The organism is Streptomyces gilvus (genome assembly GCF_022513565.1).
GTDB lineage: Bacteria > Actinomycetota > Actinomycetes > Streptomycetales > Streptomycetaceae > Streptomyces > Streptomyces gilvus.
On sequence record NZ_JAKWBE010000014.1, the window covers coordinates 141,166 to 153,942 of the forward strand.

Consider the following 12,777-nt stretch of genomic DNA (forward strand, 5'->3'; position numbering starts at 1 on the left):
AAGGTGCCGCGGTTGTCGCCGGGGTCGCCCCGGCCTGGGGCGGCCCCGGCAGGGCTCGTTCAGTCGAGGCCGAGGGGGCCTGTTGGGCTCAGGTCTGCAGGGCCCGTGCGGTTCAGGACGGAGCCGAGGGTGGTCGTGACCGTGTTCAAGGTGTCGGCGGTCAGCGCGCGAACCTGGTGGAGCGGCGGGGCGGGCGGCTCGGCGGGCCGGGGCTCGCTGTGGGCGGGGGCGAACTTCGGTCGGTACTGCTCGTCCCGGGGCGCCGGTCGTGGGTCGCGGCCGGGCGGCGGCGCGGACGGGCTCGTGCCGGGCGCGGGCTGCTCCTCCGAGGGCCGCTTCCCCGGGTCCTCCGGGGCGCGCACATCGCCGCCGGCGGTCTCCAGCTCCCAGCGCTGCCCGGCCGAGCCGTTCCGCTCGGCGACCTCCAGGCGCGTGCCCCGTCCGGCCGCGACGAGCAGTCCGTCGCCGCCGCGCAGCAGCAACTCCCCGCGCACCGTGAGGTCGTAGCGCACCTCCCCCGCGTGCACGACACAACCGGCGAGGACCAGCGAGCGCTTGTCGGCGTCCAGACAGAGGGCCGGATCGGCGTCGCTGCGCAGCAGGCCGTCGTCCTGGTACGACCACTGCTGGGACGCGGCGGCGGAACAGTCCGCCAGCACCGCCGCCACCCCTGCCTCCATCCGGCCGCCCGCGGCGTCGAGGCACAGGCCCCGGTCGGTGTTGCGGAGCCGGCCGCGGCCGACCTCGACGGAGTGCCCGGCCGAGGCGGGCATGGGTGATCCGGCGGACGAGGTGTCGCCGGCGGACCGGGCCGGACCGAGGGACCTGCTGCTCACCGCGCTCCAGGTGGCCCGTACGTTCGGGACACCGTTGTCGTCGGACCAGCCCTTGGTGACCAGAACGGTGAGGAGCAGGGCGAGGGCGGTCAGGCCGACCCCGGCGACCACGGCCTTGGTGTGCCTGCGGGGCGTGGCGGGCCGGTGCCGTCCGCCGCTGCCCGGACGGCCGGGCCGTGTTGAGCGGTCCCCGCCGCGGCCGGGGCGGGAGTCGAGGTAGCGCTGGGCGCCCCAGCCGAGGACGGTCTCGGCGAGTAGCACCTCGAGCCCGCTCTCGAAATGGCTGAGCTGCTCGGCGGCGTGCCGGCAGTAGCGGCACTCCGCCAGATGCTGCTGGACGTCCGGGAGCAGGGCGCCGCCCCGGCGTATGGGGACGTCGAGGAGGCGGTTGTAGAAGCGGCATTCCCTGCCGGGCGCCAGTTCCCGGTGGGCGCGCACGCAGCCGGTGCGGAATTGCTCGCGCGCCTGCTCCAGCGCGGCCGAGGCGGTGGGCGCGTCCACGCCCAACAGACCGGCTGGTATGGTTATCGATTCCGCCTCCACCTCGGTGTGCCACAACAGGCATTGAGAGGCTCCCGGAAGGGCACGGAATGCCCGTTCGGCGAGCTGTCGCCTTTCGGGCGTCACGGAGCGTGCGGCACGCAGCCCGCGCCCTCCTGTCGGTTTGCGGAGTTCCGGCAGCAGAAGAGAAATCCGCTCGTCCGCGGCCCACTCCTTGACCGTGTCCCGGACGGCTCCCAGCAGTTGCGGCCGCAGTGCGCCGGGAGCGGGCCGGCCGAGCACCCGGTGGAACGCGGCGGCCGCGACCATGGACGCCGGACCGTCCGCCGCGACCAGACATATGGCAGCGTAGTCATACGCCGCCTGCCAGTGCCTGGCCAGCAGCAACGCACCCGCGCGCGTACCGTCGACGCCCTGGCCCAGCTGCGCGACGAGGTTGCGGTCGGACTCCTCCGGCCCGGAGCCGGGGCGCGGCGGGAACGGAGGTCGTGGGGGGTAGGGGGATTGCACTGAACCAATTCCTTCCAAGCCGCAGGACGGCAGGCGGAATACGCGCGTCCGTCGGAAAGCAGGTACCTGATTGGTGCATACCTATGCGGCGTCGGATACTCACCGCCATAAGGCCGCTCACTTTCGCACAATTGATGTACAGGAAACAAGAAGTTCGGATGACCGAAGTTCAAAGACGGGCGACTTCAGATAAGTTACCGGCGGTATCCGCACCCGCATTCGAAATGGGCGTTCACCTGTCCGCCGAGTTGTGTACACCTGGGGGCCATTGACACACGAAACCTTCAACTCCGTGAGCCCGTCCGGCCGGACGCACAGCGGGTTCCGACGTTTCTCTCGGCGGACTCTCATCCCCGTGGGCCAGCATGAGCCGCATGATCGCCCCCCACTCTTCGAGCGCCCCCGTCCCCGCCCCCGCCCCCGCCCGCGGCGTCCGCAGCGTCCGCAAGGCCGTCGTACCGGCCGCCGGACTCGGCACCCGCTTCCTGCCCGCCACCAAGGCCACCCCGAAGGAGATGCTGCCCGTCGTCGACAAGCCGGCCATCCAGTACGTCGTCGAGGAGGCCGCCGCGGCCGGGCTCGACGACGTCCTGATGGTCACCGGGCGGCACAAGCGGGCCATCGAGGACCACTTCGACAACGCCTTCGAGCTGGAGCAGGCCCTGGCGGCCAAGGGAGACGCCGTGCGACTGGACGCCGTGCGCGACCCGGCCCGGCTGGCCGGCATCCACCACATCCGGCAGGGCGAGCCGCTCGGCCTCGGGCACGCCGTCCTGTGCGCCCGCCGCCATGTCGGCGACCAGCCGTTCGCCGTCCTGCTCGGCGACGACCTCATCGACCCGCGCGAGACGCTGCTGAGCCGGATGCTGGACGTGCGCGACCACTACTCGGGCAGCGTGGTGGCCCTGATGGAGGTGCCGCCGGAGCAGATCCATCTCTACGGCTGCGCGGCCGTGGAGGCGACCGGCGAGGACGACGTCGTCCGGGTCACCGGCCTGGTGGAGAAGCCGTCCCGCCAGGACGCGCCCAGCACATACGCGGTCATCGGCCGCTACGTCCTCGACCCGGCCGTCTTCGACACCCTCGAGCGCACCGCGCCCGGCCGCGGCGGCGAGATCCAACTGACCGACGCCCTGCAGGAGTTGGCCGAGGGCGGCACGGTGCACGGGGTGGTCTTCGACGGACTGCGCTACGACACGGGCGACAAGGCCGACTATCTGCGCACGGTCGTCCGGCTGGCCTGCGACCGGGACGACCTGGGCCCCGAATTCGTCGCCTGGCTCAAGGAGTTCGTGGCGGACCTGGAGTCCGGCACCGCCGGCGGACGCCGCCGGGTCGCGGCCTGACGACACGACAAGGACCCGGGGACGACGTACTCCCCGGGCCCATTCCCGCGACGGCGCTCAGCCGTTGGGGCGCAGGGTCCACACGACGGTCATCTCGCCGGTGACGGCACCGTCTCCGCGCCGGATCTCGATCGACACCGGGAACTCCGGGCGCTGTCCCGCGTCCAGTTCGGCCACGACGTCGGTGGCCGGGCGGCCGAGGGTCGCGGTCGCGGTGACCGCCCCCATCGCCAGCTTCCGGTACCCGATCTCCGCGCTCACGGCCAGCGGCACGGCCCGCGCGAGCTGGTCCCCGAAGGCGGCCAGCACGATCGCGCCGCTCGCGGTCTCACCGAGCGTGAACATCGCGCCGGCGTGCGGTCCGCCCACGTGGTTGTGGTACTCGCCCTGGTCCGGCAGGGTCACCACCGCCTTCTCGGGCGTGGTCTCGAGGAACTCGAGGTTCAGGGTCCGGGCCATGGGCACCGTCGCGGCCAGCAGCTCGCCGACGGACATCTGATCTGCGCTCATGACCGGATGTTACCCACGGGTAGCGTCGGCTGGCCAGAGTGGTGTGACGAGCGCCGCTCCGCCCTTTGCCACGGCGTCGACGAGCCACAGTGACCGAATCGTGTCCCGGACGGCACTAGGGTTGCTGCCCATGTGGCCAGGACAGCAGCCGCCAGGGGGCGAGCAGAACCCGCAGGGACACACTCCCCAGGGACCCGTCCCGCCGGTTCCGCAGGAGCAGCACAATCCGTACCAGCAGCCCGGGTACCAACAGCCGAATCCGTACCAGCAGCCCGGATACCAGCAACCCAACCCCTATGCGCAGCAGCCGCAGTGGGGCCCGCCGGGCCCTGTGGGGGCGCCGCAGCCGCCCAGCGGCGGCGGGGGCGGGGGCAACAGGACGAAGCTGGTCGCGATCGTGGCCGCCGCGGCCGTGGTCGTGGCGGCCGGCGTCACCGGCGCCCTGGTCCTGGGCGGCGGCAACGACGACAAGGCGGACGGCGGTTCGGGCGGCGACAAGCAGGCGAGCCAGTCGCCCACCTCGTCGGAGGAACCGAGCCAGTCCGCCTCCGACGACGATCCGCGCGGCGGCACCACCGAGAAGGCGACCATCGCGGGCTGGAAGGCCGTGGTCAACCCCAAGTGGGGCACCGTCTTCGACGTGCCGGCCGACTGGGAGGTCGACTCGCCGACCATGCTGATCGGCTTCGAGGACAAGAAGGACGCCAACAGCAAGCCGCTGATCACGATGTCCGCGCCGGCGTACTACAAGTCCAAGTGGTGCACCTCCGACGACGACAAGGACGGCAGGACGGAGGACACGGCGCTCGCCGCCGTGGGCACCAAGGGAGCGGACGGCGCCAAGAGCACCGACCAGGTCGCCGTGAACCAGGTGCCCTGGTGGGTCTACGGCGGCTACACCCAGCCGGACAAAAAGAGCATCACCTACGACAAGACGGCCAAGAAGTTCACCACGGCCTCCGGCATCGAGGGCAGTTACGCCTGGGCCCGGTCCAAGAACAGCCCGCAGATCGGCAAGTCCAAGTGCGACAGTGACGGCAAGGCCATCACCTTCGGCTTCAAGAACTCCGCCGGGGACTTCGTCGCCTGGAGTCTCTACGGCGCGACGGGCGTCAAGGGAGAGGTGCCGGACGCGACCGTCATGAAGATCATGAGCACGGTACGGCTGGCCAAGGAACCGCCGACCGGCGGCTGACCCCACGGCTCCTGCGGTGGCCGAGGAGGCTTCCGACCGTGGCCGAGGAGGCCTGCGGTATGGCGCGGAAACGGTTTGGCAAGCGGGGGTCACTGCGGCGATAGTCGGCCGGTGACCTCCGCCGACGCCTCCGACAGCCCTCGCAGACCCGCCGGGGCCGGCCGCAACTACCGCCTGCTGACCGCCGCGGCGGTCGTCACCAACCTCGGCAGCAACGGTGCGCTGATCGCCTCCGCGTTCGCCGTGCTGGAGGCCGGCGGCGACGGCGGCGACGTGGGCCTGGTGGCGGCCGCGCGCACGCTGCCGCTGGTGGTGTTCCTGCTGATCGGCGGCGCGGTGGCGGACCGGCTGCCCCGGCATCGCGTGATGGTCACGGCCAACGCCCTCAACTGCCTCTCCCAGGGCGTCTTCGCGGCACTCGTCCTGGCCGGACACCCCCGGCTGTGGCAGATGATGCTGCTCAGCGCCCTCGGCGGCACCGGCCAGGCCTTCTTCAGCCCCGCCGCCGAGGGCATGCTGATGTCGTCGGTGACGGGCGAGCAGGCCAGCCGCGCGTTCGCGCTGTTCCGGATGGCGATGCAGGGGGCGGGGCTGGGCGGGGCCGCGCTCGGGGGCGCGATGGTCGCCGCGGTCGGGCCGGGCTGGGTGCTCGCGGCGGACGCGGCGGCCTTCGCCGTGGCCGGGTCGCTGCGGTCCTTCCTCGACGTCAGCCACATCCCGCCGCGGGAGCCGGGCGGCGGGGTGATCGCCGATGTGCGGGAGGGCTGGCGGGAGTTCAGCGGGCGGCCGTGGCTGTGGGGCATCGTCGTGCAGTTCTCGATCGCCAACGCGGTGCTCGGCGCCGCCGACTCGGTCTACGGCCCGCTCGTCGCCCGCGACGCCCTCGGCGGGGCGGGCCCGTGGGGCCTGGCCCTGGGCTTCTTCGGCGCGGGCACGGTCGCCGGAGCGCTGTTGATGACCCGTTGGAGACCCCGCCGACTGCTGCTGGCCGGCACCCTGTGCGTCTTCCCGATGGCCCTGCCGTCGGCGGCCCTCGCGATACCGACGCCGGTGGGGGTGCTCTGCGCGGTGATGTTCCTGTCGGGCTCGCTGGTGGAGGTGTTCGGGGTGAGCTGGATGACCGCGCTGCACCAGGAGATATCCGAGGAGAAGCTCTCCCGGGTCTCCGCCTACGACTGGTTCGGCTCCATCGCGCTGATGCCGCTCGCCGCGGCCCTGGCCGGCCCGGCCGAGGACGCGCTCGGGCGCAGTGCCGCGCTGTGGTGCTGCTCGGCCCTGATCGTGGTCGTCACTGCCGCCGTGCTGGCGGTACCGGACGTACGCAACCTACGCCGCGCCGACCACCCACAACTCCCCGAAACCCCGAACACCTCCTCCGACACCGAACGCCCCGTCGGGGGACACGGCTGACGACAAGGCGTCCTTCGCCCCGCCCAGGACGCGCACCGGCGACGAAGTCCCTTAGGCCCAGCTCGAGTCGGGGGCACCGGTGACGGCAGGGCCTCCTTCGCCCCGCACGGGACGCGCACCGGCGTGAAGTGCCGCAAACCCCGGCCAAGTTGCCACCCGGCCGCGAAGTCCTCCGGAAGGGCGCGGACAGGCGAGCTGCTGCTCGTCGAAACCCCGATGGCTCAGCCGATGCCGAACGCTCCGTCGGGGGGCTCGGGGGAGGGTACGGCGTTCTCGTCCCGGACGGGTCTGGCGTCGGCGATGAACTTCCGTAGCCCCGGGCCGTGTTCGACGCGGGCGGGGAAGGCGTCGGAGGCGGTGCGGCGGGACAGGGTGGCGGTGTCCAGGGGGTGGTGCGCGGCGACGAGGACCGTGTTGCCGAAGCGGCGGCCCCGCAGCACGGCCGGTTCGGCGATCAGCACGAGGTGCTCGAAGGCCGCGGCGAACGTGGCGAGTTGGGAGCGCAGGAAGGCGAAGGGCGTGGAGTCGGCGAGGTTGGCCAGGTAGACGCCGGTGCCGCGCAGCACCCGCTCAGCCTCGCGGGCGTAGGTGAGGGAGGTGAGGTGGGCCGGGACGCGGGAGCCGCCGAAGACGTCGGCGACGATGACGTCCGCCGAGTCCGCGGGGGCCGTTTCCAGCCAGGCCCGGGCGTCGGCGCCGTGCAGGGCGACGGAGGCGCCGGCCGGCAGCGGCAGATGCTCCACCACCAGCTCCAGCAGCCCCCGGTCCGCCTCGACGACGTCCTGCCGCGAACCGGGGCGGGTGACGGCGAGGTACCGGGGCAGCGTGAGCGCTCCCCCGCCGAGATGCAGCACGTCCAGCGGACGCCCCGGTTCCGCGACGAGGTCCAGCACATGCCCGAGCCGCCGCGCGTACTCGAACTCCAGATGCTCCGGCTCGTCCAGGTCCACGTACGACTGCGGCGCCCCGTCGACGGTCAGCAGCCAGGCCCGCTCGCGATCGACGTCGGGCATGAGCTTGACGACACCGAAGTCGGTGGTCCGGCTGACGGGGATGGATTCGGTCACCTCCTCATTGTGGGGCCCGACGGCGTCGCGAAGGGGCGCGGGGGCTGTGCACCGGCCTCAGCGGCCCCGCAGTCCCCCACGCCCCTCGTCCTCACTCCACGGTGGTCACGGTCCCGGCCCCCACGGTCCGCCCGCCCTCACGGATGGCGAACCCGAGCCCGGCCTCCAAGGGCACGTCGCGCCCGAGCTCGACCGTCATCGTGACCGTGTCACCGGGCCGCGCGACGGCGGCCTCGCCGAGGTCGACGTCGCCCACCACATCCGCCGTACGGATGTAGAACTGCGGCCGGTACCCCGTGGACACAGGCGTCGTACGACCGCCCTCGCGCGCGGACAGCACGTACACCCGCGCCGAGAACCGCCGGCCCGGCACCACACTGCCCGGCGCCGCCACGACATGCCCCCGGCGGACCGCGTCCCGGGGCACGCCCCGCAGCAGCAGCGCCACGTTGTCCCCGGCCTGCGCCTCCTCCATCGGCTTGCCGAAGGTCTCCAGGCCGGTGACGACGGTCTCGACACCGGCGCCGAGCACCTCGACCCGGTCGCCCACCCGGACGACGCCCCGCTCGACCGCGCCGGTCACCACCGTGCCGCGGCCGGTGATGGTGAGCACGTTCTCCACGGGCAGCAGGAACGGCGCGTCCAGATACCGCTCGGGCATGGGCACGTACGTGTCCACGGCGTCGAGCAGCGCCTCCACGGACGCCGTCCAGCGCGGGTCGCCCTCCAGGGCCTTCAGCCCGGAGACCCGTACGACGGGCACCGCGTCGCCGCCGTACCCCTGCGCGGTGAGCAGTTCGCGGACCTCCAGCTCGACGAGGTCGATGAGCTCCTCGTCGCCCGCGTCGGCCTTGTTGAGGGCGACGACGATGTGGTCGACGCCCACCTGCCGGGCCAGCAGGACGTGTTCGGCGGTCTGCGGCATGATCCCGTCGACCGCGGAGACGACGAGGATCGCCCCGTCGAGCTGCGCGGCCCCGGTGACCATGTTCTTGACGTAGTCGGCGTGCCCCGGCATGTCCACGTGCGCGTAGTGCCGGGTGTCGGTCTCGTACTCGACGTGCGCGATGTTGATGGTGATGCCTCGGTCGATCTCCTCCGGGGCCCGGTCGATGCGGTCGAACGGCACGAAGGTGCCGGTGCCGCGCTCGGCCAGCACCTTGGTGATGGCGGCGGTCAGGGTGGTCTTGCCATGGTCGACGTGACCCATGGTCCCGATGTTCAGATGCGGTTTGGTGCGCACGTACGCCGTCTTGGGCATGGCTGTACCTCGAAGCCTCTCAGCGGTGAAGGAAAGCGGGACCCCAGGGAGTGGCCGACCCTCCCCTTGCGGGGTCCGCCGGACGATCCGGAGAGGGTCAGCTTCGGGCGCCGTCGACTGCGGCCAGGAGGATCAGGACGGCAGCCTTCGGCGCATCCGCGACTGCGGATGCTGCGAGGAGGAAGGCGTGCCGGAACATGGGATCGATCATCGCCGACGCCCTGTCCGGCGTCGAATGGTTTTCCGTGCGCCTGTCTGTGAAGGGCGTTCAGGTGAGGGGCGTCCAGGTGAGGGGCGTTCAGGCCCCGATGTTCTTCAGCGCCTCCCGCACCGACAGCGGGGCGAACCGCCCACGCTCGCGTGCCAGGAAGGCCCGTACTGCCTCCGGGTCGGTCTTGGCGTACTCGCGCAGGCACCAGCCGATGGCCTTGCGGACGAAGAAGTCGGAGTGGCCGGACTGGCGCAGGCAGTAGGTGAAGAGGCGTTCGGTGTCGGTGCGTTCCTTGTAGCGGAGCTGGTGGAGCAGGGCGGTGCGGGCGATCCACAGGTCGTCGTCGACGATCCAGGTGTCCATGTCCGCCTTCAGCGCCGGGTCGGCCGCGACGAGGGCGCCCACGACGTGCGCGGCGAGCAGGTCGACGGTGTCCCACCAGGAGGTGGTGGCGATCAGGTGCCGGGCCACCGGGAGGAAGCCCGAGGAGCACACGCGCGCGTGGCGGCGCAGATAGTCGACCGCGAAGTAGTGGTACTCGCGTTCGGGCAACCGCCAGCAGCGCAGGGCGATCGCGGTGCAGTCCCGCTCGTCGGGGCGGGGCAGACCGGCGACGACGGTGCGGGACAGGGCGCGGCGCACGGGCGTGGCAAGCCCCAGGAAGGGGGCCACGTCCTTCATGTACGCGCGCATGGGCGCCGCCCGTTCCGGGTCGGCGGCGGGCGCGTAGGTGGCGGTGAGCCGCTCCAGCACGGTGTCGGCGAGTGTGCTGAACGGCACACCCGTGGCGACCGCATCTGTGACGCTCATAAGACGAACCATACGGCGATCACACACATCCGTCGGTTAGTGTCGCCGGATGCTCGATGCCCACACCCGCTCTGGGGGCACCGCCACGGCCTCTCCCCGGGCCGCCGCCACGGAGTTCACCGTTCCCGCGCCCGTGGTCGCCGCCGGCGCGGAGCTCGCCGTTCCGGTCCCCGTAGCCGCCGTCGCCGCGCCCGTCCCGCCGCTCGTACGCCTCGGCAGAGTGCTGCTGTCGCCCTGGGCGCGGTTCTCGTTGCTGGTCGCGCTGCTGACCGCGGCCGGGGCGAGCGTGCTGCTGTTCGAGCCGCAGAAGCTGCTCGCGGACGGCTGGCCACCGCAGTTGGGAGGCATGACGGCGGCCCTCGTGTTCGCGGTGGCGTACGGGGTGTGCACGGTGGCGTTCGTGCCGCGCCCGCTGCTCAACCTGGCCGCCGGGGCGCTGTTCGGCTCCGCGCTCGGGCTGGCCACGTCGATGGCGGGCACCGTGCTGGGGGCCGGGATCGCCTTCGGGCTGGGCCGACTGCTCGGCCAGGACGCCCTGCGGCCGCTGCTGCGCGGGCGGTTGCTGAAGGCGGCGGACGGCCAGTTGAGCCGGCACGGGATGCGTTCGATGCTCGCGGCGCGGCTGTTCCCCGGTCTTCCCTTCTGGGGTGTCAACTACTGCGCGTCCGTCTCCCGGATGCGCTGGACGCCCTTCCTGGTGGCGACCGCGCTGGGCTCGATCCCGAACACGGCCGCCTATGTCGTCGCCGGGGCCCGTGCCTCGGCCCCGACCTCGCCGCTCTTCCTGATCGCGCTGGCCGCCATCGCCCTGCCGACGGTGGCGGGAGCGGTGGTGGCCTGGCGCAAGCGCCACCATCTGCGCGGAGCCTGACTCCAACCCACCGGCCCCGTCTGCGCGGAGCCTGACTCCAACCCACCGGCCCCGTCTGCGCGGAGCCTGACAGCGACACGCCGGCACCACCTGCGCGGAGCCTGCCCCCAACAGGCGAGCCCCATCTGCGCAGGGTCTGACCCCAACAGCCCGGCACCACCTGCGCGGACCGTGCCCCCTACAGGCCTTCCAGAACCATCGCGTTGGCCAGTCCGCCCGCCTCGCACATGGTCTGCAGGGCATATCGGGCGCCACGCGCGCGCATGGCGTGCACGAGGGTGGTCGTCAGACGGGTGCCGCTCGCGCCCAGCGGGTGGCCGAGGGCGATGGCGCCGCCGTGCACGTTGACCTTGGCGAGATCGGCCCCGGTCTCCTGCTGCCAGGCCAGGACGACGCTGGAGAACGCCTCGTTGACCTCGAACAGGTCGATGTCGTCGAGAGTGAGGTCCGCCCTGCGCAGCACCTTCTCGGTCGCCGGGATCACGCCGGTGAGCATCAGCAGCGGGTCGGAGCCGGTGACGGCGAAGCTGTGCAGTCGGGCGAGCGGGCGCAGGCCGAGGCGGGCCGCGGTCTCGCTGGAGGTGATGAGGACGGCGGAGGCGCCGTCGTTGACGGGGCTGGCGTTGCCCGCGGTGACGTTCCACTCGATCTGCGGGAAGCGCTCGGCGAAACCGGGGTCGTAGTAGGCCGACCTCAGGCCGGCGAGGATCTCGGGCGTGCTGCCGGGGCGCACGCACTCGTCGCGCGTGACGCCCTCCAAGGTGGCGACCTCGGCGTCGAAGAGGCCGTCGTTCCAAGCGTCGGCGGCCTTGTGGTGGGAGGCGACGGCGAAGGCGTCCATCTGCTCCCGGGTGATCGACCACTTGGCGGCGATCAGCTCGGCGCTGATGCCCTGCGGGACGAGGCCCTCCGGGTAGCGCTCGGCGACACCGGGACCGAAGGGGTCCTTGCCCGCGGGCACGTTCGACCACATCGGCACGCGGCTCATGGACTCCACCCCGCAGGCCACGACGAGGTCGTAGGCGCCGGAGATGACGCCCTGGGCCGCGAAGTGCACGGCCTGCTGGGAGGAGCCGCACTGGCGGTCCACGGTGGTCGCCGGGACCGTGTCCGGGAAGCCCGCCGACAGCACGGCGTACCGGGTGGTGTTCATGGCCTGTTCGCCGACCTGGTCGACGGTGCCGCCGATGACGTCGTCGATCAGCTCCGGGTCGACGCCGGCGCGGTCGACGAGCGTGCGCAGGGTGTGGGCGAGGAGTTCGACGGGGTGCACGTGCGCGAGGGCGCCGCCCGGCTTGCCCTTGCCCATCGGGGTGCGTACGGCTTCGACGATGACTGTGTCACGCATGATGCGGCCTCCACGGCGGGGTCGGCAGGTGGACTACCAGCGAGTAGGAAATCCAAACTCACCATAGCTCCGTGAGTTGGAAAATCAAACCCTCCCCTAGACTGGGTTCCATGGCCGCACCCAAAGACCCGCGCCCCTGCTCGATCGCCGACGCGCTCGCGATCGTCGGCGAGAAGTACTCCCTGCTCGTCCTGCGGGAGGTGTGCCTGGGCAACGGCCGTTTCGACCAACTGGTACGCAACATCGGCGCCCCGCGCGACGTCCTCGCCACCCGCCTGCGCCGCCTGGTCGACGCCGGGGTCCTGACCAAGCGCGCCTACAGCGAGCGCCCGCAGCGCTTCGAGTACCGGCCGACACAGGCGGGCCTGGAGCTGGAGCCGGTTCTGATGACCCTGAAGGAGTGGGGCGACCGCCACCTCCGCGACGGCACCGACCTCCCGATGGTGGTCGAGCACACCTGCGGCAACGAGCTGATCCCGGTCGTCACCTGCCGGTCCTGCGGCGCCCCGGTCCACCACGAGGACCTGACGGCCCACCCCCAGGCCGAGGGCTGGACGGTCTCGGGCCCCACGGCGGCCTAGGACCGGGACCCTGAGACCGGAGCCGCGCGGGGATCAGGACGGGAGGAGGGCCTCGTTCCACTCCCGGATGTGCCAGGACCTGACCACGCCGTGCAGGACGAAGGGATCGCCGGCCACGAAGTCCTCGGCCGCCGCGCGCGTCGTGAAGACGGCCATCGAACCCTCTTCCTGGGGATTCCCGAACGGCCCGATCATCAGCAGCTCACCGCGCTCGACGAACTCCTGGTAGCGGGCCGCGTGCGCGGCGAAGTGAGCGGGAGCCTTCGCGGCCAGGTCGTCGGCCGACTCGTAGAACACGACGTACTTCATCGGGCCTCCCG

At 72.2% G+C, this 12,777-nt stretch carries 12 protein-coding genes; 5 read left to right on the plus strand and 7 right to left on the minus strand.

What is annotated here, in order from left to right; translation table 11 throughout:
• Positions 1-59: 59 nt before the first annotated feature.
• Positions 60-1,847, minus strand: coding sequence for an RICIN domain-containing protein (locus tag MKW14_RS22535; RefSeq protein WP_240864911.1), 1,788 nt, complete (start codon positions 1,845-1,847; stop codon positions 60-62).
• Positions 1,848-2,221: 374 nt separating this feature from the next.
• On the opposite strand from MKW14_RS22535, the gene galU reads away from it, so the two are divergent.
• The gene (galU, locus tag MKW14_RS22540; RefSeq protein ID WP_240864912.1) at positions 2,222-3,193 is read left to right on the plus strand and encodes a UTP--glucose-1-phosphate uridylyltransferase GalU; all 972 of its coding nucleotides are present in this window, start codon (positions 2,222-2,224) and stop codon (positions 3,191-3,193) included.
• A gap of 57 nt (positions 3,194-3,250) precedes the next feature.
• Here the strand turns inward: galU and MKW14_RS22545 are convergent, their stop codons facing one another.
• Entirely contained in the window at positions 3,251-3,703 is a 453-nt protein-coding gene (locus MKW14_RS22545) for a DUF4442 domain-containing protein (protein ID WP_240864913.1), read from the minus strand.
• A 130-nt stretch (positions 3,704-3,833) separates the two neighbouring features.
• On the opposite strand from MKW14_RS22545, the gene MKW14_RS22550 reads away from it, so the two are divergent.
• Both MKW14_RS22550 and MKW14_RS22555 read left to right on the plus strand, forming a co-directional pair.
• Positions 3,834-4,898 carry a DUF8017 domain-containing protein gene (locus MKW14_RS22550; protein WP_240864914.1) on the plus strand — a complete coding sequence of 355 codons (1,065 nt, stop codon included), beginning with the start codon at positions 3,834-3,836 and terminating at the stop codon, positions 4,896-4,898.
• Positions 4,899-5,009: 111 nt separating this feature from the next.
• Positions 5,010-6,308: an MFS transporter gene (locus MKW14_RS22555; RefSeq protein ID WP_240864915.1), complete on the plus strand. Its 1,299-nt coding sequence runs from the start codon at positions 5,010-5,012 to the stop codon at positions 6,306-6,308.
• 221 nt (positions 6,309-6,529) lie between these two features.
• On the opposite strand, the gene MKW14_RS22560 is transcribed toward MKW14_RS22555, so the two are convergent.
• The 3 genes from MKW14_RS22560 to MKW14_RS22570 form a co-directional block, all read right to left on the minus strand.
• Positions 6,530-7,375, minus strand: a complete 846-nt coding sequence (locus MKW14_RS22560) for a spermidine synthase (protein ID WP_240864917.1) — start codon at positions 7,373-7,375, stop codon at positions 6,530-6,532.
• Positions 7,376-7,466: 91 nt separating this feature from the next.
• Entirely contained in the window at positions 7,467-8,636 is a 1,170-nt protein-coding gene (tuf, locus tag MKW14_RS22565; protein ID WP_240864919.1) for an elongation factor Tu, read from the minus strand.
• A 298-nt stretch (positions 8,637-8,934) separates the two neighbouring features.
• Positions 8,935-9,657, minus strand: coding sequence for a DNA alkylation repair protein (locus MKW14_RS22570; protein ID WP_240864920.1), 723 nt, complete (start codon positions 9,655-9,657; stop codon positions 8,935-8,937).
• A gap of 49 nt (positions 9,658-9,706) precedes the next feature.
• On the opposite strand from MKW14_RS22570, the gene MKW14_RS22575 reads away from it, so the two are divergent.
• Entirely contained in the window at positions 9,707-10,528 is an 822-nt protein-coding gene (locus MKW14_RS22575; RefSeq protein WP_240864922.1) for a TVP38/TMEM64 family protein, read from the plus strand.
• Positions 10,529-10,706: 178 nt separating this feature from the next.
• Here the strand turns inward: MKW14_RS22575 and MKW14_RS22580 are convergent, their stop codons facing one another.
• Positions 10,707-11,876: a thiolase family protein gene (locus MKW14_RS22580; RefSeq protein WP_240864923.1), complete on the minus strand. Its 1,170-nt coding sequence runs from the start codon at positions 11,874-11,876 to the stop codon at positions 10,707-10,709.
• Positions 11,877-11,986: 110 nt separating this feature from the next.
• On the opposite strand from MKW14_RS22580, the gene MKW14_RS22585 reads away from it, so the two are divergent.
• Positions 11,987-12,457, plus strand: a complete 471-nt coding sequence (locus tag MKW14_RS22585) for a winged helix-turn-helix transcriptional regulator (protein WP_240864924.1) — start codon at positions 11,987-11,989, stop codon at positions 12,455-12,457.
• Positions 12,458-12,490: 33 nt separating this feature from the next.
• Here MKW14_RS22585 and MKW14_RS22590 read toward each other — a convergent pair whose 3' ends face one another.
• The gene (locus tag MKW14_RS22590; protein WP_240864925.1) at positions 12,491-12,766 is read right to left on the minus strand and encodes a YciI family protein; all 276 of its coding nucleotides are present in this window, start codon (positions 12,764-12,766) and stop codon (positions 12,491-12,493) included.
• Positions 12,767-12,777: the final 11 nt, after the last annotated feature.